At 56.6% G+C, this 21847-nt stretch carries 13 protein-coding genes; 3 read left to right on the forward strand and 10 right to left on the reverse strand.

Features of this window, described 5'->3' with window-relative positions; genetic code table 11:
* Positions 1–151: 151 nt before the first annotated feature.
* Both ACZ1G5_RS06640 and ACZ1G5_RS06645 read left to right on the forward strand, forming a co-directional pair.
* A complete protein-coding gene (locus tag ACZ1G5_RS06640; protein ID WP_472732097.1) occupies positions 152–1030 on the forward strand; it encodes an NAD(P)/FAD-dependent oxidoreductase in 879 nt (292 codons plus the stop codon).
* Between the two features lie 16 nt (positions 1031–1046).
* Positions 1047–1448 (forward strand): NAD(P)/FAD-dependent oxidoreductase, encoded by a 402-nt coding sequence (locus tag ACZ1G5_RS06645; RefSeq protein ID WP_472734287.1) that lies wholly within the window; start codon positions 1047–1049, stop codon positions 1446–1448.
* 48 nt (positions 1449–1496) lie between these two features.
* Here ACZ1G5_RS06645 and fahA read toward each other — a convergent pair whose 3' ends face one another.
* Together fahA and hmgA are read right to left on the reverse strand one after the other, a co-directional pair.
* Positions 1497–2747, reverse strand: coding sequence for a fumarylacetoacetase (gene fahA / locus ACZ1G5_RS06650; RefSeq protein ID WP_472732098.1), 1251 nt, complete (start codon positions 2745–2747; stop codon positions 1497–1499).
* 12 nt (positions 2748–2759) lie between these two features.
* Positions 2760–4121, reverse strand: a complete 1362-nt coding sequence (gene hmgA / locus ACZ1G5_RS06655; protein WP_472732099.1) for a homogentisate 1,2-dioxygenase — start codon at positions 4119–4121, stop codon at positions 2760–2762.
* 73 nt (positions 4122–4194) lie between these two features.
* Here hmgA and ACZ1G5_RS06660 point away from each other — a divergent pair, with 73 nt between their 5' ends.
* Positions 4195–4629: a MarR family winged helix-turn-helix transcriptional regulator gene (locus tag ACZ1G5_RS06660; RefSeq protein WP_472732100.1), complete on the forward strand. Its 435-nt coding sequence runs from the start codon at positions 4195–4197 to the stop codon at positions 4627–4629.
* A 16-nt stretch (positions 4630–4645) separates the two neighbouring features.
* Here ACZ1G5_RS06660 and ACZ1G5_RS06665 read toward each other — a convergent pair whose 3' ends face one another.
* Genes ACZ1G5_RS06665 through ACZ1G5_RS06700 form a run of 8 tightly spaced genes read right to left on the reverse strand, consistent with a single transcriptional unit; the run spans position 4646 to position 21840 of the window.
* Positions 4646–8308, reverse strand: coding sequence for an eCIS core domain-containing protein (locus ACZ1G5_RS06665; RefSeq protein WP_472732101.1), 3663 nt, complete (start codon positions 8306–8308; stop codon positions 4646–4648).
* Positions 8305–9750 carry a PASTA domain-containing protein gene (locus tag ACZ1G5_RS06670; protein WP_472732102.1) on the reverse strand — a complete coding sequence of 482 codons (1446 nt, stop codon included), beginning with the start codon at positions 9748–9750 and terminating at the stop codon, positions 8305–8307. Before ACZ1G5_RS06670 ends, ACZ1G5_RS06665 begins: the two co-directional genes overlap by 4 nt.
* Positions 9751–9753: 3 nt before the next feature.
* Positions 9754–13989 (reverse strand): DUF6519 domain-containing protein, encoded by a 4236-nt coding sequence (locus ACZ1G5_RS06675; RefSeq protein ID WP_472732103.1) that lies wholly within the window; start codon positions 13987–13989, stop codon positions 9754–9756.
* 13 nt (positions 13990–14002) lie between these two features.
* Positions 14003–16336: a hypothetical protein gene (locus ACZ1G5_RS06680; protein WP_472732104.1), complete on the reverse strand. Its 2334-nt coding sequence runs from the start codon at positions 16334–16336 to the stop codon at positions 14003–14005.
* Positions 16336–18612: a baseplate J/gp47 family protein gene (locus ACZ1G5_RS06685; protein WP_472732105.1), complete on the reverse strand. Its 2277-nt coding sequence runs from the start codon at positions 18610–18612 to the stop codon at positions 16336–16338. The genes ACZ1G5_RS06680 and ACZ1G5_RS06685 overlap by 1 nt, the downstream gene beginning before the upstream one ends.
* Complete coding sequence (locus ACZ1G5_RS06690; RefSeq protein ID WP_472732106.1) at positions 18612–21161, reverse strand: baseplate J/gp47 family protein; 2550 nt, start codon at positions 21159–21161, stop codon at positions 18612–18614. Before ACZ1G5_RS06690 ends, ACZ1G5_RS06685 begins: the two co-directional genes overlap by 1 nt.
* Entirely contained in the window at positions 21161–21535 is a 375-nt protein-coding gene (locus ACZ1G5_RS06695; RefSeq protein WP_472732107.1) for a GPW/gp25 family protein, read from the reverse strand. The genes ACZ1G5_RS06690 and ACZ1G5_RS06695 overlap by 1 nt, the downstream gene beginning before the upstream one ends.
* Positions 21535–21840: a hypothetical protein gene (locus ACZ1G5_RS06700; RefSeq protein ID WP_472732108.1), complete on the reverse strand. Its 306-nt coding sequence runs from the start codon at positions 21838–21840 to the stop codon at positions 21535–21537. Before ACZ1G5_RS06700 ends, ACZ1G5_RS06695 begins: the two co-directional genes overlap by 1 nt.
* Positions 21841–21847 lie beyond the last annotated feature (7 nt).

The raw sequence follows: 21847 nt of genomic DNA on the forward strand, positions 1-21847 counted from the left end.
GAGGTCTTTCAGTGCGAGCAGCAGGCTTTTTCATGATCAGCAGCTCACAACAACGCGTGGAGTGAAGTGCACGTTGACGGATTATCAACCGAGGATTAGTTTCTTTTAACGATACTATAGTTTTGCAATGTAAAACACATCGGAGAGCCTGTTGGCGATACCTGTCAAAGAGGAAATTCACTGGACGGTCACGGCGTCGGCTGCCCCCGCACTCCAACAACTCAACGGCACGTTGAGCGTTGACGTTCTTGTCGTCGGCGGAGGTTTAACGGGGTGTCGTACAGCGTTGGGACTGGCTGACAGTGGCGTGTCTGTGGCCTTGGTTGATAGCAAGGATGTGGGATGGGGTGCATCGGGACGTAGCGGAGGACAGTGCAACCCGATCTGGCGGAAAACGCCCGAAGAGATCAAAAAGATGTTTGGCCCATCGCAGGGCGAAACTCTGATCCGAACGACACTTAAGTCCGCCGACGACCTGTTCACTGATATCCGCAGATTTGGCGTCGATTGCGACGCCGTGCAGGCCGGTTGGGTACAGGCAGCGCACACAAAAAGGGCTGTCACAGCTATGCGTCGGCTTGGCGAAGCCTGGTCAGCCGCCGGCGCAGATATCACCGAAATCGAAGGCGATACTGTCCAAGAGGTCAGCGGTTCGCCGGCCTATCGCTGGGCCCTGAAACACAGCGCAGGCGGGCATGTGCAACCCCTTTCTCTGACACGGGGCTATGCCAAAGCGGCCATCGCACGCGGCGCACAGATGTTCAAAGGCACAGCAGTGACCAAACTGGAACGCCGCGATGGAAAGTGGCGGGCCACGACGGCCAATGGTGAAATCACCGCGGAAAATGTGGTGTTGACTACGAATGGCTACACAACAGACCTATGGCCTCACTTGCGCAAAACGTTTCACCCGCTGGTCAGCGTTTCATTCGCAACGCAACCGCTTAGCGCCGAGCAGCAGGAAACGGTGCTGCCCGGGTCGGTGACAGTCTCGGATTCTGCGTCTGGCAATCTATTACGCACGCTATGACCGCGATAAACGGCTGATCTTCGGCTGTGTTGGCAGCACGGACCACGCCGATATGCTGAGTTTTCAGCGGTTGCGCGGTGGCCTGCGCACCGTCTTCCCACACATTGCCGACATCCCGATCGCACGCAAATGGGCCGGACGTATCGCTGTGACGCCTGAAATGATGCCACACTTGCATGAACCCGCGCCCGGCGTGCTGGCGGGTCTTGGCTTTAGCGGACGTGGGATTGCGATGACGTCGGTCATGGGACGCACGCTATCGAACAAGTTGCTGGGCGCGCCTAACGATGATCTGCCGTTCCCGGTGCGTCCCATTGCGCCAATTCCCATGCATGGGTTGACGAAACGCCTGATCCCGCTGGCTGCCCCCGCCATGACGATCAAGGACAAATTTGATGCGTTCACGAATGGCGCATGACACAGGTCACACGGATCGACCTAGTCGGAAAGCCGCCCAATTCTTGCATTAGCTTGTTGTAGGAAACCGACGGGCCGGTCTGACGGTACCGGCACAAGTACCAAAACCAATCTGAAATCCATCCCCTTTTGCAGCGCCATACAGCGTCAAAGTATCGCCGTCTTCGATAAAAGTACGCGTTTCGCCAGTATCAAGGCGCAAGGGCTCCGTGCCGCCCCAGGTAAGTTCAAGCAGGCTGCCGCGTTGCGACTTGGCGGGGCCAGAGATCGTGCCGGATCCCAACAGATCACCAGCAGATATCGGACACCCTGAGGAAGCATGATGCGCCAATTGCTGGGCTGCGGAATAGTACATCTCTTTGTAGTTCGTTTGCGTAATCGTCGTCGCGCGCCCTTCGGCTGGTGCCATTGTAACCGCGAGATCAATGTCAAAGAGCATTGGTCCCGGTTCTTGCAGATAAGGTAAAAGGTCCATTTCTCGCACTGGGGTAGTCGTGCGGAACGGCTCTAGCGCCGCCGACGTCACGATCCACGGGCTGATTGAGGTGGCAAAGGCTTTCGCTTGAAAGGGGCCAAGTGGCTGATATTCCCAGGCTTGGATGTCACGTGCGGACCAATCGTTCAGCAGGACATACCCAAAGATCATGGCATCGGCTTCGGCCACCGTGACGGGTCGCCCCATATCGGTACTGCCACCAATGACGGCACCCAGTTCCAATTCGATATCCAGTCTTTTACTCGGACCAAAGGACGGCATCAGGGCATCGGGTGCCTTGATTTGGCCATTGGGCCGGATGATGTCAGTGCCCGACACCACAACCGAAGAGGCACGCCCGTTGTAACCGATGGGCATATGCAGCCAATTGGGTGGCAGCGCATTTTCCGGCCCACGGAACATCGTTCCGACATTCGTGGCGTGATGCATGCCTGCATAGAAATCAGTGAACTCCGATACTGCGAAGGGCATATGCATCTGTGCGTCTGACTGCGCAACCAGCGGCGCTAGTGTGTTCCCCCCCTCGCCAAGCAAGGTGATGACCTGCGCCCGCAAATCCCCCCAGGCTGCCGGACCAAGATCCATTACGTCATTCCAGTAAGGCAGAGCAAAGATCGCACTGTCATCAACGCTGATAAGTCCCATGTCACCAGCCGCAGCAAGGTCAAGGATCATATCACCAATCGCGACGCCGCAGCGCAGGTCATCGTCACCAACAGAGAACACGCCATACGGCAGATTGTTCAATGGAAACGGCGTTTCAGCACTATTGGCCGAGGCAACCCAGCTTTTCATCAAAGGCATATCTGGCAGGTCCTATTTCTTGCCCGGGGTTCCGTCGAACTTCTTTTCGATGTCGGCCCAGCAGTCGATATAGTCGTCCTGCAACGGGGCCTCATCGGCGGCGAATTTTGTCAGATGCTGCGGAAAGCGCGTTTCAAACATAAACGACATCGTATCAGCAAGGTATTCTGGACCCAGATCGGCATTCGAGGCACCCTCAAAGGCGGTCTTGTCCGGCCCATGCGGCAGCATCATATTGTGGAGAGACATGCCACCCGGCACAAAGCCTTTGGGCTTGGCATCGTAAACCCCATGAATATTACCCATCAATTCCGACATGACGTTCTTGTGGTACCACGGCGGGCGAAATGTATCTTGGGACACCATCCAACGGTCGCGGAACAACACGAAGTCGATATTTGCCGTGCCTTCAACCCCTGATGGCGCCGTCAGCACCGTAAAGATCGAGGGATCAGGATGATCAAAAAGGATCGCCCCAACCGGGCAATAGTTACGCAGGTCGTATTTACAGGGTGCATAGTTGCCATGCCATGCAACAACGTCGAGCGGCGAATGACCGATGTGGGTTTCATGGAACTGACCGGCCCATTTGATCGTGACCGTTGACTGTACATCACGGTCCTCGAACGCTGCTACGGGTGTTTTGAAGTCGCGCGGGTTGGCCATGCAATTTGCACCAATGGGCCCTCTGCCGGGCAAAGCAAACTTCTGCCCATAGTTTTCGCAGACAAAACCGCGCGCGGGGCCGTCCAGAACTTCGACCCGGTAAAGCAAGCCGCGTGGGATTACCGCGATTTCCTGCGGTTCAATATCAATGACACCCAGTTCTGTGCAAAACCGCAACCGGCCTTCCTGGGGAACAATTAACAACTCACTGTCAGCGGAATAGAAATACGCATCCACCATGCTTTTTGTCACGAGATAGACATGTGACGCCATACCAACCTGAGTGTTGACATCACCCGCTGTTGTCATGGTCCGCATGCCCGTTAACCATGTTAGCGGTTGGTCCGCGTGCGGGATCGGATCCCAACGGTATTGACCCAGCGATGTTACGTCAGGATCAACCAGCGGGGCAGATTTCCAATAGGGCAGATCAATCTTGGTGAACCGATGGGTATGCTTGACCGATGGGCGGATGCGATAGCACCATGTTCGTTCATTTTGATGGCTGGGCGCGGTGAACGCTGTGCCTGACAACTGCTCACCATAAAGGCCGTAGTTCACCTTTTGTGGTGAATTCATACCTTGCGGCAAGGCCCCCGGAAGCGCCTCTGTCTCAAAGTCATTGCCAAAACCCGGCATATAGCCCGGATGCGTACCAACTTGGGTAGACGCGATGTGCATTTCCGTTGGGGCGGCACCTTTGTTCATCTGATGATCCTCATGGTCACTGTCGAAAAGCTAGTAGTTGCAAATGTAACTAACAATATCTAATTCCATAAAGATGACAGATGACCCCAGCTTCGATCTCCGCGACTTCATGCCTTACCTGCTGAACCAAGCAGCAGACGCCACAGGCCGCGATTTCGAGGGCTACTACAAAGCCAAATATGGCATGCTACGTACCGAATGGCGCGTCGTGTTTCACCTTGGTCGCTATGGCCGAATGACAGCCAAGGACATCTGCGGTCGCGCGCGCACGCACAAAACCAAGGTCAGCCGCGCCGTGCGTGCCCTAGAGGACAAACGCTATTTGGTCCGCGAAGAAATGTCCGATGACCGACGACATGAGATGTTGGAACTGACCAAGGCCGGCAAACATGTTTTTGCCGACCTCTACAACGAAGCCCAGCGCTTTGACGATGCCATGATGGCAGAGTTCAGCACAGAAGAGCGCAGGCAAATTCGCCAATTTCTTATCAAGATTGCCAAGCTGTGAAGCCAACGATCCAGCGTCAGAAAAACCGGTCAGCCGCATCATCCGCAAGCTCACGACCGCTCAGGCTTGGGGTATCAATAACAATGTCATCAAGCGAAAACTGAAGCCCCTCCTTTTCGCTCCACTTGGCGGGAACTTCCAACCCCATGCTAAGATTGGGACCAAACCGGCCGAGCTCTCGTCTGCCCATGTCCCAAGTCTTTTCGCCCAGATAATCCACCCCGGCCGCAAGTTCGGCCCACCCGGTAAACACCAGCTCTGGCTGAACCGAAGCCTTGCCTCTTGCTTCAACCTCTAGACCCTCTGCCTTGCTCCAGCTGACATTCACGGTCGCCGACGCATCAGCACGCAGCGCCGCTTTTGCATCAATCCCAATTGTCCCGCGCGCATAAAGTGCTGTCGCCCTTGCGATCAGACTTACATTAGCACCAAGCACCAGACCGGCATAGGCGGGCATCTCAAAGGTGGTTGTGCCCGTGACCACAGCCTCATCGGGCTTGTCCAAATCCATTTCTGCGGCGATTTTTGAGTTGGTCAGCTTGCCAGGCCCGACATAGGCCACATAGCTGAACGACCCCCCGACCCTGCCATTGATGCCGACTGACACTGGCCCGACACCAACCGAGAAAATCGGGAACTCTGGCGATTTCAGATCAACCAACGGTTTGGTTGGCGAAAAGTCCTTCTTCTTGAAAAGCTCGTAGTCCTTCGCCAGAGCAATCTCACCAAATACTGTAATGCTGGCGTCCGGCTTAAGCTCAATGGATGCCGTGCCCTTGATCACGTCGCCAAAGGTGATCGTTGCAAACCCCTTGCCGTAGACCGTGAACGCGTCGGTTGGAGGACCCTCAACAACGTTACCCTCTTCGTCCATCGGAGCATTGGTCGCGGTGAAAGAAATGCCACCCTTGGCCGGCCCTTTTGCCACCGCCAACAGACCGCCGATTGTGAGTTTTTCGCCGTCCACGGCGACCATAAGTGTGCCGGTGGCTCCGGCGATGTCGATGTCTGCGGTCCCTCTGCCGCCAAACCCCCACGCACCTGTTTCCGGGTCCTGCGATGCAAACAGCGATGCTTTGGCCGATTTGACACCGGGAATATTACTGACCGGAAGCGGGATGTTATCCGCACCGAGCTTCAGCCCGTCTTCGGTAGTGTAGGTCATGGAAACAACGGTTCCGGCCAATGGACCCTTGAGGGTCACATGCCCGTTGCCGGTGATCGCGTCCCTTGTGAAAGTCACCAAGAACTTGCCACCGCTGACGCCCGGGATCTTCCCGTCACCAATGCCTGCATCAAGGGTCAGGCTCAGCGTGTCGTTGGTCAGATTATATGTGACACTGGCCTCCGCGGGATCAAGAAAATCAAGCGCAAAGTTAAACGTGCCACCAAGGACAGTGTTCCCATCCTCGACCCGTGCCTCAACCGATCCACTTCCCAAACGATCAATCTCAAACGCCGCCATCCCGCTAAGGAACGCGCCGTTTTCGCCGACACCTATTCTGATGCTCGCCTCTGTGACAGATACCGGCCCGAGGCTCAGCTTCTCGACGGGCACGGGAACATCGACAAAGATGTCATTGCCCAACAAATGAATTGGAAAGCTGAAGTCCTTCAAGAGTTTCTTGGTTGCGAGAACAGAACCGACGGCCCACAGCATCCCGTTTTCATTGACGCCACCTTCATCGAATGAAATCGGGCTTGTGTTGCTCAGATGGGGTTTGAGTGCCCGGATCGCTTTTGTCAGGTTGCCCGTGTCCATCTGGCCGGCAAAACCCCCACCGTCAATTGCCGACACCCCGATGCCGTTTTCACCACCCAACTGGGTCTCAAAGCGCTTGCCTTCGTCATCGACCAGCGCCTTTCCCCTTTTGCGGCGGAAGGCGGTACCGTGGATCCGTGTGACATAGGGGCTTTTGACCTCGGCTGTATTGACCTCAGCGGATGTAAAATCAAATCCGCCCAGAAACCCTTTTGCACGCCCGTCCGGTTGCACCGATCCATCTTTGTTGACCTTCATGCGGCGGCGAAATCCACCTCCGGCACCAAAGAACAAATTCACGATGTCCGGGGTCACCGGTTCACCGTTTTCGTCCGTCATTTTGATACCTTCGGCGATCAACTCCTTATGGGTCATCACTTCCAGATGTTTAAGGTGAAGGCCCTCGCGTATTTCGCTGGCCAGCCAATAGGGTCCCTTTTGGTTCTTGATCTTGAGGTTCTGATAGCCCTTGAAACGCAGCGTCCAGTTTTCGCCCGCCGCCCCGGATTCAAAGCGCTCGAAGGTCGGCTTTTTCGTCGCGCCCCCGTCGCCAAAATGACCTTTCTTATCAATATTTGCGATGCCTTGCTGAATGTCACCGCGCAACGCATTTGCAATCTTTGCGCCTGAACTTCGGTTTGCCGACGCATTGAGCAGCCAAAAGTTTTCAAAGTCGTCAAGCCCGCCAAGCTGCAGTTCAAGCGAATGGTCGACATCAAAACCATAGCTGGGCTTTTTGCCGTGACGGTCCCAGTGTGGAATCTTAAGGGTCTTGCTGTCAGCAAGCTGTTCAACGGTACCAAAGAACAGTTTTTTCGCATTCGACGCCTTCTCACCGTCCAGCCGCAGGTAAAATATCCGTTCGTTGCCCTTTCCTTTTAGCGAATGTTTCTCATCCCAGTTCTTAACCTCGCGGGGGATCAGATTGACCAGCGACGGCTCAATCTCTGTCTCGGATTTCTTGAGGAACAGTTCCTTTGCCCATTCGCGGCTGGCGTATGTGTCCCGTGATGAGGATCCCTTGAACTCAAAATCGCCGCCGGGTTCCAATGGGCTTCCCTTCCCGGAAACGCCCGGATGCGGGGCTTCGGTGCTTCCTTTCGGCTTACCGCCAATCTTTGGGATGCGCAGATTTGCAAATTCAATGACCCCGCCACCGCCAGATTTTGGCGTGAACGTCCCTCTATTGTTTTTTGTTTTGAACGGCTTGGGCGAAAGATCTTCTTCGACCTTATCGTCGTTTTTGGTTTTCGGGGTCTGATTGGGATCATTGTTGCGCTGGATCGCTGTTGTCTGCGCCAAAGCACCCAGTCCACGCTGCTGTTCGGTATGAACCAATTCATGCGCCAAGAGCCGTTGTCCACCCAATGTCGCCGGTTGGTACTGCCCTGCCCCGAAGAATACATCGCGTCCAACCGTGAATGCATGCGCGCCAACATCCTTTGCTGCTTTGGCCGATTGCGCGGTATTGTGAATGCGGACATCCCCAAGTCCGGTGCCAAGTCCGTGTTCCATCGCCTGACGCGTGGGTGCATCCAGTCGCTGCCCTCCCGCAGCACGCATGCGTCCAATTGAGGCTTCAGCGCACTGCGGCGCCACACTCGGGCCCGCGGCGGCGCGCTGGACCGTGGTTTCTTCTTCATCCAGCTCTTCAGCGCGTGACTTCAGATCAGAAGAGGTCGTTCCCGCCTTTTGCGCCCGCTGGACGGCCCCACTTGTTAGGCGCGAAATACTTGGTGCCGCGGCCGGTGCCATCTGACCGGTGCGCGACATCGCGCGATCGGCCAAACGATCCGCTTCCATTTCATAGCGATCCCGTGCCGGACCAATGGCCAACTTGGGCTGCAAAACCGGGCCCTTGACCTGCCGTTTCGGTTTGTCCTTGGCCTGAAGCTGAGGTGATGCACGCTGGTTCACACCTCGCGCGCCTCCATGATCGTCGCACCAATGCGTTTTGCCGCATTTGCAAGCTGCACGGACTGGGTTGCCGTCAGATCTTTGTCCAGCTTGCGAAGATCAGGCCCGCTCATCTCCATCAGTTCTTTCATCTTTGCCAGACTGGTTACATTGCCCCGCAACGTGCTGATTGCGTCGGATGAAACACCTGCGTCAGTCACGCGGCTATCAACGGCCATGTTGGCGATTAGGCTGGCAACATCTGCGCGGGCCTCGCCAACCCCAACCACCAGATCGACGGGTCGATCCAGGTTTGTCGTTTCACCCTTCTGCGGTCTGTGGGCAAGAATGATGCCAGCGTGCTGCACGTCCTTCTGATAGGACACATGCCCGATCTTGAAGCCCATTTCAGTCAGCTTTGGTGCGATTTCGCGAAAACTCTCCCCGGTGAAGTCCTGCATGGTGAGCGTCTTGGTTTTCCCCTCAACGGCTGAGACGGTCAGCTTGACAGTCGCTCCGCGATCAACCTTCTGGCCGGCGCCGGGTGCCTGTTCCAACACCTGACCCGACGGGAGGGGCGACGCGCTGTCTTCGACAACATCAAAATCAAGACCTGCGGCACGCAGGCTGAATATCGCGTCTTTCACGGACATAGTTTTGACCTGAGGCACATTCACCTGGTCCGCCACCGCAACCTTCAGCAACACTGATGATCCGACAGACAGGCGCGCGCCCTTTTCGGGCGATTGCGCCAGAATTTGACCTGCCGGTTGCGCGTTGGTGCGCACATCCTCGATCTGAAGGTTCAGTTTAACCCCGGCAAGCAGGTCCTTGGCAGCCGATACCGTGGTGCCGATCAGTTCGGGGACCTCGACATTTGCGGTATCAAGGGGATCGACGATAGGTTCTTTTGTACTGATAGCATTGGCCAAATCCAGCTCGATAAAGCTTGGTGTTTCGGCGGTGACCGGTGTGGTGGCGAGTAGCCCCCCACCCCCATCAGATACGACCATACGGGCCTGCGCGATCAATTCCTTGTTCGCGCGCAAAACAAAGCTACCCGCTTCATCAGTCACAGCAAAACCCTGCGAGACCCCTTGCTGATCAATCAGATCCAGACGCAGGCCGGCCTTGCCCAAACCCGCTTCGCTAAGCCTGCCTTGCAAGACCTGCACACCATCGACCGGGCGGATTTGGCGGATTTGTTCGCGTTGCATCTGCTTCTCAACAGCACCATTTCTTGCCGTGACCGCCGCAATCTTGGCGCGTAGCACTTCACTGCGCTTGGTATTGCCGCGTGCGTCGGCCCGTTTGGCATCGCGCTCCAACTGTTTTGCGCGGGTTTTTGAATGGCTCGCCCCGACATTCATCGACCCAACGCGTGACATAGCGTTAAACTCCGGAAGCGCCGTGAGATCGGCAAGATCATCGGTGCGGGGCGCTTTTGGCGTCATGCTTTTCATGGCTTACTTCCTTCTCAAATGTGATGTTTGGGCGTCAAGAAACGCGTAAGCGCCAAGGCGGTAGTCCACGCTATTATGTAACCGTTCGCGCATCGCTTCCTGATCCTTGGCGTTCTGCTCGGCCAGACGCTGGCGTGCTTCCAGGGTCAGTCGGAAATCCGCCTCTTGTCCGCGTTCTTTGCAGTCATCAAAGTTACAGTTGTCGTTGCCTTCCAAGGCACCGATGCAGAGACACACCGTGGTACCTTTTGATACGCAGGTGTTGGCTTCTGGTTGCTGCGCAAACACCATCCCAACTTCTTCGACCTTCTCGACTTTGCGCTGCACATAGCAGTGCTGTAGGCCTTCATCGCGCAAACAGGCCTCGATCTGGTCTGTGGTCCACAGCACATCGTCCCTCAGCGGCAGACGGAAATCGCGCACCCGCACCAGTTCTGCGTTGGCGCAAGGGACCACCTCTGGCCAAGGCTGCGCGGTCATTGGGCCGTCAGTGGTGGGCGTATCCGCTGAGCCGGTCGGTTCTGACAAAATGGCATCTGCCGGGATATTCAGGACCGACGGGCCACCTTCACCGCCATTGTCAGTATCTTCCTGATTAAACGAGTCAAAAATGCCTCCGTTCACCGTGAGATCCGACAGATACTTGCCGATATAGTCGCAGCGCAGGCTCTCGATGTTTGGAAAGAACCTTTGGAAGATGATCTCGCCAATAGACTGATTGTCTGTGGAAATAGCAAACTGTCCGCCTGTGCCAAAGAATGACGTTGCAATAAAACAATGTGTGCCTTGGTTTGACGTCTGATTGGCGGCAATGATCGCATAGGCCCAGCCCGAGAACCGACATTGGGTGAGCGTTTCCTGCATCCTGTTGCCTGTCATCCTGACACTCGCGCCCAACGCCATTGCATTCACCAATGCCTGCGGCGCACCGCGATCGATTTCGATCTGATTATCAGCCATGCCAACATCATCGAGGCTACTCACCAGAACAGAACTGGTAATCGCACCAACCCTGCTAGGTTTCGGCATCAGGTTCACCTGGTTGTCGTTGAACAACGTCTCTCCGCCAACACGGATCTCTGCGTCCTGACCATCGGGGAAGATATCTGTGAACTCTTCCAGAAAACCCACGTTGAACACAGACACCGCTGAGCCGCCCAATATCTCAATGGCGATTTCGGCAAGCGCGGTTGAGACGTTAGCAAAGGTCCCACGCGAGATATTGTTGATCAACAACAGCGAGGCAATAAAGGCCCCGAGGCCTGGTCCCGCGATATTCGCATTCAAGAACTGGCTCAGTATCTGGGCAAAGATCGTCGGATCACGCAGCGCGCCGATCAGACGATTGTTGTTCACCATTACAGGACCAAGTGCGACGACTTTCAGCGCCTGTCCATTCGGACTATCGACAAAATTCTGGGACATGGACAAGGCAGCTCTGCGCGACGCCACTGCCGCAACGGAATCTGGGTTTTCCGCATCGTAACGCGTGACGCACCAGCCAACATTGATGCCCCCAAAACGACCCGGGGCATCTTCGCCGGGTGCTCCGTTTCCGTAAATCTCGTTGTTGTTAAGTGTCGCACCCTCCGCATAAAGGACGAAAACCCCACAGAGGGGTGCTTCGCTGGCAGAGCCATTGTCGCAAATCCGGTTCCGATCAATGACCAGATCATCCACTGCGGCCAGCGCAATGCCTCCATAGCTTTGGGTATAGGCGCGCGACAAGCCGGGGGTTGCAAGGTCGCCTGTCAGATTGTTGCAAATCAGGTTGTCCGCGATCCGTACCGTACTGAGCGCGATAAAGTCGTCAAACTGATTGAGGTCGAAGAAGTAAAACACCGAAATCCCGGACAACCCCATGTTCCTGATCGCATTGCGTTCAATCGTCAGATTGGCGATCTCTCCGCCGGAAACAGGTTCCCACTCTGTTTGCGATGAAACCGTGGGCGGGGTCACACCATAGTCAAACACAAAGCAACCGGCTTCGTTGATGGTAACGTCAAACCACCAAGACCACGGCGTGATCGTCACCGTGCTATCGCCGGCGATCCACTCAACATGGCCAAGCGTGATCCCGTTGCCCTTGCCACCTTCGATTTCATTGTCGCGGATGATGACATCTGTCGAACCGCCGCCAACATGCAGACCACCCATCGGGCGGAGTTCTGTTGCGATCTCTCCGTCCAGCCCGATCCGGTTTCCGGTGATCCGCAGGTCATCGCCAAGCACAAACACTGCCGGATGCAGACCCATCAGAGGGTCCTGCGAACGTGACACGCTGAGCGCCCGCATCGCGATGCGGCAATCTGAGATGATCGTTTCCGCACAATCATTCAGCCAGATGGCGGCCTGATCACGCCCACGGACCACCATCTTGTCAAAGGTCAGTTCGCGCGATGCATCATCTGCCGGTGTTGGTCCGTCATCTGCGCCTGCCATGATGACGGATCGATCATCGCCCTCAATGTCAAAATTCGTCAGTTTGATGCCTGACGCATTGGTCAGGGTCAGCGCCGGTGCGCCAGCTTCTGCCCGCCAAACAGTCTCGGATCCACACCCGGAAATCGTGATGTTGGACCGTCCGTCAATCGTCACGCTTTCGTTGAAGGTGCCGCGCAGCAGACACACTTTGCCACCATCCACCGGCAAGCGACTGATTGCATCAGCAATGGAATTGGTATCACCGTGGCTTTCTTCGCCATCTCCGACGGTCACTTCGCAGCAGGTTTCCACATGACAAAGTTTGCGGAATTTCTCGCGGCAATCATGCACGATCGGAAGTGCCGACCCGGCAATCGCCGCGGCCGTCCATTCAACAATCGCCAGCGGCGCAACATGCCGCATCGGTCCCATAGGCGGGGCGGGCGGCGGTGTCTCGATTGTGTCGTCAACCAATCGCCACGGCGTGACGATATCTGGCGCATTCGGTCGCGCCGCTGCCACCCAGAAATCCCCCGGCACCCCATAGGTCCCGACGGATGTCTGCAAGAACTGCACCGTCAGGCCGGTATCGCCCAAAGCAATAATGGTCGACGTCAGGTCAGTGTCACCCGGCGCTGGTGCCTGATCGGGGATCAGATGATCGGGATTATCCGCATCACCGGTGCCGCCCGTCCAAACACGCAGATAGAAATACGTCGGGACCGTATCGTCCATTGGATTTATATTGTCCGCACCATCACCGGCAAACCACGCATTCCACGCAGGATCCAGTTCGTGGTCAATCAGAACCTGACCCGAAGACGGATCATAGTCGCTGGTGACATTGGCAAAGGCGCCCAATGGCTCAGCCAGCTTTTCACCGTTGGGCAACAAGGTATTCCAACGCAAAAGCTCGACCGTTTGTCCCGCCAACGGATGCGCATGCACGTCGCGGGGCTGCGTGACAAATGACACCTGCGTGCGGGGCGGAATTGGCGGAACGGCGGCGGGATCGCCGGCCACGGCATCCAGCCTGACGCGGTAGAGATGCGAGGCATTGTCACGTCCCCAGATAAAACGATTGGGACCGGTCAACTTTACCCGGAATGTTTCGTTTTCGGCACCCAGAAACCCGCCCTGAACCTGCGGGGCACAAAGGTCATCGCTTACGCCCGTGTCCGCAAAATCAACGGTCAGACCTGCGCCGCTGACCAGCGCCTTCGTGTCGGGATCAAACGTGAAGTCCGGGAAAGCAGCATCCATCGCATCCTGACAGCTATCGGCGCTATCCTGAACCACATGCACGCGCTCCATCCGGCGCCGACGTCCAGCACCATCTGCACCAACGATCGCCCGCTCAAAGAGTTCACTATCCTCGGTCGCGCTGACATCCTGTTCCCACCCTTCAAGATAGACAAAGTCGAACTGGGGTGCGTTCGGAATGTTCGGGAGAACAGTGGGACCTTCTTGCAATTGTAACCAGTCCGGCTGACTGAGGAACGTGGTGTTCTCTGGGTTATCGTACCGTCGACCGCCGATCCAGTAGGTTCCAGTTGCGATGTCAAAGTCGTATGTGGATACGCCATCAGCTATGCCATCACCATCAAGATCGTCACCGGTGAAACCAATCTTGAACCCCTCATCAGGGGTACCGCGCGCGCAGATCAACTCTTGCACAACACGCCTGAGTTCTTCGGCCTGTAGGTCGGTACCCTCGTTCAATTCGCTATCGAGCGGGACGCGCCCTTGCTGTTGGCGCAGGCTGACGTAATTCTTGGCTCTTTGGAACGAGTCTCTGGAAATATCTAAAGACAAAACGGGGTCTCCTTCAGGTCTCGAAGACAAGCTGGGTGATAGTATTGATCGTGGTGAACTCGGACAGCTTGTAGACAAGGTCATCACGTTTGATTGGATCGAGCGCCCGATTATAGGCTCCCATTTCAGATGTGTTTTCGGCGCCGCGGCGGATGTCTTGTGGTGTTAGTTCGCTCAGTTGCACAAAGTCGGGATCACCAAAGCGGCGGCTCAGAAACAGGCTGGCAGGCAGACCGCCGGGAAACTCCAGCGACCGATAGGCATTCGCCAGACCTATGCTGGCGCTCTCTTGCGCGGCGCTATAGCGGAAACAACTGCCTTGTGGATCAAGCGCCTCGACCGTGCCATCGATCAGGCTGTCTTCGATCAGATATCGCGCGGCTGTAATGTCGCCGATCACTGTGGACCGGGCCATTTCCAGCGTTAGGTGACGGCCCAGAAACGCTGGTGTCCCCCGGCGTCCGCGTATGACACTGTCGAAGATGCAAACACGCGTACCGCTGCACCGGTCATAGGCGCCGATGGCCTCCTCAATAGGCCCGGTCACGCAACGATCCAAAGTGATCTGGTCAATGTCGCCCTCGATCATCAGGCGCACGAACGGCAACACGAAAACCTCGCCCGCGGTGACTTGCGCACGCACACCGCCGGGGTCCAGCGTCATGTTGCGCAATGTGACGGAATTGAATGCTCCGGCCAGCACAATGTCACATGCAATCGGGCTTGCACCGGCAATGGGCTGGGTCGTCTGCCCCTCTTCGATCATGCCAAGCCAAAGCCCATCAAGGGTAAGATCAGCACCATCTGGTCCGTCGATGACAAACCGTCGGGCGCCGTCTACTGTGCTGGCTTCCATGCGGATGTACGGACGCTCGGCATTGCGCGCCTGCAACGTCATACTATCCGTCAGCGTCAGGGCGTCGTCAGGCACATGCAGATAGGTTCTGCTGTCAGGCATCATATTCACCCCCGCGTCCGGGAATGTGAAATCGGTGATCGGCAGATGCGCACCGCTGTCCACGGCACCCGGTGCGGTCCAAATGACCGCGTCCGAGGCCAGACCAGCAGACCGCTCATGTGTTCCCGCGCCCACCGGCCAAAATCGACCTTCGTAATAGCGCCGCACATGAAGATCACGATCCGGATCAAGGTCGAGCACACGACCGCTTTTGGGATCAACCAACAGCTCGACCCAATCTTCCGCCTCTGGCACATCTGTGATCCACGTATCCAGATTGCCGCCAAACTGGGTTGCCGATCCCAACGACGCGAGGGGGATTGGTCCGAAGGCAAGCTCAATGACGCCATCTTCCGTGAACTGCCCCCGATTGCTGGACGCACGCAAGGACCCGGAAATGAGCGCGAGACCCTCTGCTGGGGTCAGTTCCAACGTCGGATCATTGGCCGCTTGTTGTTTGAGCCCGGTGGCCCGCGCGATCAGCGCGGCAGCAGTGCGGAAACTTTGCCCTTCCAGCATCTGTAGCTCAGGCAACCCGACAGCATCAAAAACGCTGCGATCAAAATCATAGCGCCCATCATTATAGAGGCGGCACTTCAGGGGTTGCCGAATTTGCCATTCCTCTCCGGTTTTGCAACCGTCATTCGCAGGACGCCCCGGAATGAACAGCGCGATGTCACGCCCGGATGGATCAAGCGTATAGCGACCAGAACCAAAACGGTGTGGGGTCACACCGTTCAGTTCAAACGCTGCTTGCCGAAAAACATGCAGGTTGACCTTGGGCACATTATAGCGGCCATCGCGCCCTCTCAGCTGGCGGAAGTCCGGAAAATGCGCCACATCATCAAAGGCACCAAAGGCCGCGTCGCCCACACGCGCATGTGTCAAACGGGCCAGACCATGTTGCGGTGTCTCACTAATAGGCCCGATTTTTGATGGGCAATCCAAACTGTGCCAGTTGCGGAACAACCGCTTAAAGGCCTCTTGCGGGACCGCATCCCATCCAGCGATATCCTCGACCAGCAGCGTCAGTAAGGCGACTGTGCCCGCCATGCGGCGATACTTGATCGTGTTGCCAACATCCGCGCGACGCCCTGCCGTGTTCTGCTCTGAAATCAGCCGGGTGCCGAACAGCTCTCCTATGTACGGGATTGCCCAATCGTCACAATCTTCGATGCTGGCATCGGCCCATAAGCGGTCAACGCTCCGCCGACTGTCGGCAACGGCTTCGCCCAAAACACCGACAAGGCCGCGCAACGCATCCGGCGAGACGGATTTTGGGTCTTCGTCACGATAGATGGCTGGGATCAAACGCCATATCTTTTCGGCGTAGTATGCATCATAGCCATCTTCTGCGGTGCGCAGTGCTGTGTTCGTCTCTATCGCCATCAGAGCACACTGATCCTTCCAGAGAAGTCGAAATAGGTGCCCGCGCTCGCTTTCAACGCCCACGGCATGTCAATTCCATTCACACGCATCGATGGTGCGCTTGCGACGCCCGCCACCGTCTGGATCGCTTTGACTAGAACAGAGCGATAGAGCACCCCACCAATGGGTATTATGTGCAGACCAAGCGTCTCATCCGCGAGCCGGGCGGCAACGGCGGCCTTCGTGTCGGCGCTGTTGTGATCGGGTTTCGCTTCAACACTCACCGTAAGCGATTTGGCGATGCTGGTGGCGAGGATCACCTGCACAAGTGTGCCGTCAGCTGCCATGCTGACCAACCAATCCTTGAGTTCATTAAAGTCCAGCCCGCCATCTTCAATAACCCAAATCGTGACGACAGCCCGTTGCAGCGTCACATCCCAGGCCCAGCCAGCCGCAGTGTTCAGCACACCCGGAAAGCCAGACGCCAGCGCTTCGAAATCCTGCACCGATACTGCTTTGCCAAGTGTCAGTATCTTTGCAGGCGCGTTTTGCTTGATGTCGGCGGCAGCTTCCGCATCTGCGCCCCCCGTCGCTCTGAGTGGGTTCAGAACTTTATCAAGGCCCTTCACGGGTTTTGCAGTTTGCTTGATGGCACCCGGCGGCGGTTTCGCAGCCCCCGCACCCCAGCGGTAATTCGCGACGATGTTGCCAACACCCGACGTCGGGCGGGCACCACGCAGACCGTCGCCGAAGACCACGGTGGTTTTGCCTTCTTCGTCTTCTTCAAGCACAAAAAACCGATCGCTTGGTTTGGCAGTGTAGAGCGTGCTGGCGTAGTGCCAAACAACGCCGTCGACATAGACATCAATCAGCGGTCGTATGCCGGATGTTGATGCAGCGTCCTCAATCCAACTCAGCGGTGCCTTCTTCAACTGAAATCGGTTGACCGGACTGGCCGCGTTGCCGGACCCAAGGACCTCTCCACCGACGGACTCACTGCGCACCGCTTCGATCACATTGCCGAAGATCTTGAGCGGCGCCACCAAAGGTGCCTCAAACGCGGGTCGGCCCAGGTTTGGAGCAAAGCGATAGTCCCGGCGCCGCACACCGCGGATCACTTCGCCGTCGAACTGCTCGCTAAGCGGGTTTTGCCCTTTCATCACGAAGGGCCCAACCTCATTTTGATCCAACCGCACTTTTGGTTGGTGCAAATCCATGTCACCAGCTAGATCGCTGATTGTGATTTCGGTTTTCGCCGGTGCGCGCAACCGACCCACGCGAATAGGATTGAAATGAACACGGTAATCCGTGTTGTCATCCAGAACCGAAGCATCAAACCCGGCGTGGTTGATGCGGCTCACGGGCACTTTCACCTTTGGTGTGGACTCTATCGGTAGATCCAAATCAACACGGTCAACGCCGGCAATCTCAAAGGGATAGAGCCCCGTCGCCGTTTCCAAAACAGCCAGTTCACCGGGTTTGAGTTGCGGGTAGAGCGCATCCAGCGTCAGCCGAACAGGGTCCCAGCCGTGGGTGAGTGGCGACTTGGACGCCGCAAGCCCCATGAGCCGCATTTGAACTGCGGACAGCAGGGTCCCATCTGCCACCTCAAAAGGTTCTTCCAACTCGACCTCGGTGAACACGCGCTCATCAGGACCGACGAACTTTGACACTCCTGCAATCTGACTGGCGTGCGCCGGAACACCATCCACACGGAAAGCCACAATTCCCCGCCGCGGCACCCCGTTGTCCTTTGGTCGCAAAAGAACTCGATCTGGATAGATATCATCCTCTATCGGTTTCAGATCCCAGACGTTGCGTGCCGGATGAACGGTGTAGGGGCTAAGTGTTTCAAAAACCTGTGGTGGTTCATCGTCAAAGCCTTCAGATCGAAAGCCGGTCCCGACCGGAAGGCTGATCGCCTCACGATCTTTCGCCTCGATCACCAAGGTGGTTGTCGCCGAAAGCGCCGGGCGCGGCTTATAGCCCAACAAACCAGTGATCCGCTTTGTCGACTTATCACGCTGCGCGGTGCCCAAATAGTACTCACCTGCGATCTCTGCATCATAAAAGCGCGTCACATCAGCAACATAGGCCCACATATCCAAGATCATCACGCCCAGATCCTGCTGGCCGTCAGTGCTCCAACCATCCAGCTGAGGATGACGCGCCACCGAGGCCAGAAGGGCAGATTTCACCTCTCCAAAACCTATGTCCTGCAACGGCAGCCGGGACAAACCCGGCGGAATATCCAGACAGGGGTGATCGGTTTTTGCATCACATGGACAAATCGCCATTACCCACCTCCATGCACTGAAATTTCGGCGTATCCGCGCTCTGGGCGTGCGGGATCATTTGCGAGTTGGAAGATTTGATGCGGGGCCGTCGTCAATCGTGCCGGCAGTGGTTCAAAATCGCCAAAGCCTCGGCGGCGAGCCAATATGCTTTCAACCGCGCGTACACCGGGAATACATTGGATCGCAGCCTCTAGTTCCGACCGGATCAGCGGTGTCCCAAAAGTAAAGTTATCCGGATGGAAAAACGCGTTAGCGCCACGCGTTAGCGTTTCGGTAATCTTCCGCATCAGCCCAGCGTTTGAGACATGCGGCATAAGGCAGACGTCGATCTCTAGGTCGATGGCGATATATTTTGGATCCCGCAAACAAACCTGTCGGCCCGCCATGCGGATGCAATCAAGTTGCTCATTAACGCTTTCGCGCATCGCAGGGCTGACGACCAAACTGCCGATGGGGTCAACTGCGGAAAAGTCAGTCATCCATGTCCCTGTCCAACGGGACGTCACATTTGCTTGCTGGACATCGTCACGACGCTCCAGAATTTCGCGGTAATCCTCGTTCTGGACAGCGCGCAGCAGGATTGCACGAAAGGCCTCGGGTGCATTCATTCGTACGCTTGCAAGGCTTTCCGGCGCACGTGCATTGGTAATCGGGAATGGGTTTGTGACACTGGTGATTTCGGGAACCGGTGCGGCCTGTTCAGGAATGGCAGGGTGAACAACGCTATCAACTGGCAGGTTCGCGGCTGGACCGGGCGCGGTCAGATAGCGTAGTTGGAAAATTGTGCCTGCTGCGGGGCTAACACCAAATGCACGATCCCCAAACCGGATCGTAAAACCTTCTGCATTTGCGTAGTCGCCAAGAACAACATCGCCTTGCGGCCGGTCAAACCGCGCCACCTCATCCCAAAGACCATGTTCAAGCGTGTATTGCCGATCTTCGGCATCCCCGCGCAAGACGGTTTCAACAAACGTCCATTCCAACGCACCAACAGGATTGGCGAAATTCACCTCGTTAGGTGTCGTAAGATCCGGGGTCACTTCAAAAAGGGCCATTGCTGGGACCTGACCGCCGTCACCCGGCCCCCAGGCCACGCCCGCTTCAACACTTTCACTCAGCCCGTAGCGCAGCACGGCACTGCGTCCCGCGCCTGAACAGGCACCTTGTCTTTCGATAACCTGCGGAAGTGCGCGGATTTTTCGTTCCTGTGCGGTATCAATCCCCAAAAATGTGGAAAGCACAGCGTCGTCATCACCCACCCGAAACGTCTCTGTCACCGTCTCACCAGCAACGACCGGGGCCACGTTGAGATAAGCATTTGCCTCCTCAATCGGCATCTCAAAGGGTAGCGCTTGGGCATTTTCCCAAAAGACTTCGCAGAGGGTCGTTCCCGCGGGCGCAAGCAGGTCATCGTAGCTTTCGGCGCGGGTGATTGTCACTGCCCAGGATCGGTTCGGTTCGTCCGGAGCGCCTAAACCCGATCGCAGGATCATCCGGCGTCCTTCCCAAAACCGCGCCGGGATCAAAGTGCCCGGCGGGGTTTCAACAGCACTTGGTAGCCCAATTTGAAGATAGGCGCTGGTTGCGCCAATCCGCAGGCAGGGCGCGTCACTATCGGACAGATAGAGCGGGATTTCGTTCCATGCTGGATGCACCCATGTGGCCTGTGTCACTTCGAACGGGATTGCGCCGGCGTCTTCTCGCAAGGCAAAAACCCTTGCAGGAGAACCGCCATCAACACCCGAGGCGGGCGTCAGGGTCACGCCAGCATTTACCCCGAACGCCAGCTCGGTTTTTGCCGCTTCACCATTGTCGATTTCATAGTCGACCAAACGCGCAAGCTGGGCCACGCTTTTGCGCTGCGTCGCCGTCTCCAGATAGGCCTCTGCTGCGTATCTGTCTTGGGTATAGGCGAGTTCATCACCCAGATGCGCCAATATCTCCAGCAACATCATCGCCTGATCGGCTTCGACGCGCGCCTCCCACTCAGGATAGTGCTGTGCTGCAAAATCGAGCAAAGCCCCGCTAAGCGAACTGAAGTCCCGCGCGAGATAGTCTATCGCGACATTTGCGATGTCTTCTTCCGGACAATCGCAAACTGGTTTGCAATCGGTTCCAGATGGGCAGGCTTGCTTGAACGAAAATGCCACCTCGTCAAAAAAGCGGTCCATGAAATCATGGTCGAACGAGAACGTGAAAATCGCCGCACTGCCGGGTTCAGCGACCCTGACCTCAAGCGCCTGCCGCGTTTCACCGTTGAATGTGGTGTCAATCCATTGGGCCGTTTCAATAGTGCTCACCTCACCCGTTTCCCTGGCAACGATCGACAGCTGCGCAAGCATCGGCGGATCAAGAAAAACACCGGTATTTGCATTGGGGAAGCGGCGTGTCGCGATATTGTCAGGATCAACAACATCACGTGGATCAACGAGGAAAAACAGATGCAGGACGTCTTGTTGTGTATGATCAAGGACTTGCACAAAATCCAGACCCGTCAACGGCGGCGGCGTCTGAAGGCATAGTCGGGTCCGGCGCGAAAGCTCTGTCATCAGACCACAAGCTCCACATTCAAAAACCGCTGCTCGCCATTGGCGATCACGGTGTATTCCACTTCAACAAAAAGGGTGGCGTTATCCGCGCGTGCCTCAACCGCCGCGACCTTGATAAAGGCGGCCAGCCACCGGGTCAGCGCCTGATAGACCAGCGCCTTGCTATAGGTCGCCGCCGCAGCAGAGTTGCCGTTGAAAAGCATCGCGCGCAAATTTGACCCCAGCGTCGGACGATTGATCCGCTCACCCTGGTCGGTCAGCAGGACCTGTCGGATCAGCTGCCGAATGTAGGCATCATAGTCCGCAATCTCTCTGGTCCGGGCAGACCCTGTATCAATCGAAAACGGGAAATACATGGCGTTTAGCTGTGCCATCACAACGCTTTGACCCCGCTATCCGATTGATTGAGTTTCAGGGGCCCCGTTGGTGCCGGCACAGCCGAAACACCCGCACCGACGGATGTTGTGGTCAGCATCGGGATGCCATTGACCTTGCAGCGTAGCGTGCCCAGCACCCACGCACCTGTCACCGACGCACCCGAGAAGGTGGGCACATCAGTTTGCAAGCCAATCGCACCCTTTGCGGTCTTGACCCGTTGATTGGTGCTCACCACCGAAGACGCAGGAGAGCTGGTGCTATCTGCAACAGCGCCTTCAATTGCATCGACTGGATTGCCCATCACTTCC

It is taken from the genome of Yoonia sp. JB2-21 (assembly GCF_055693545.1).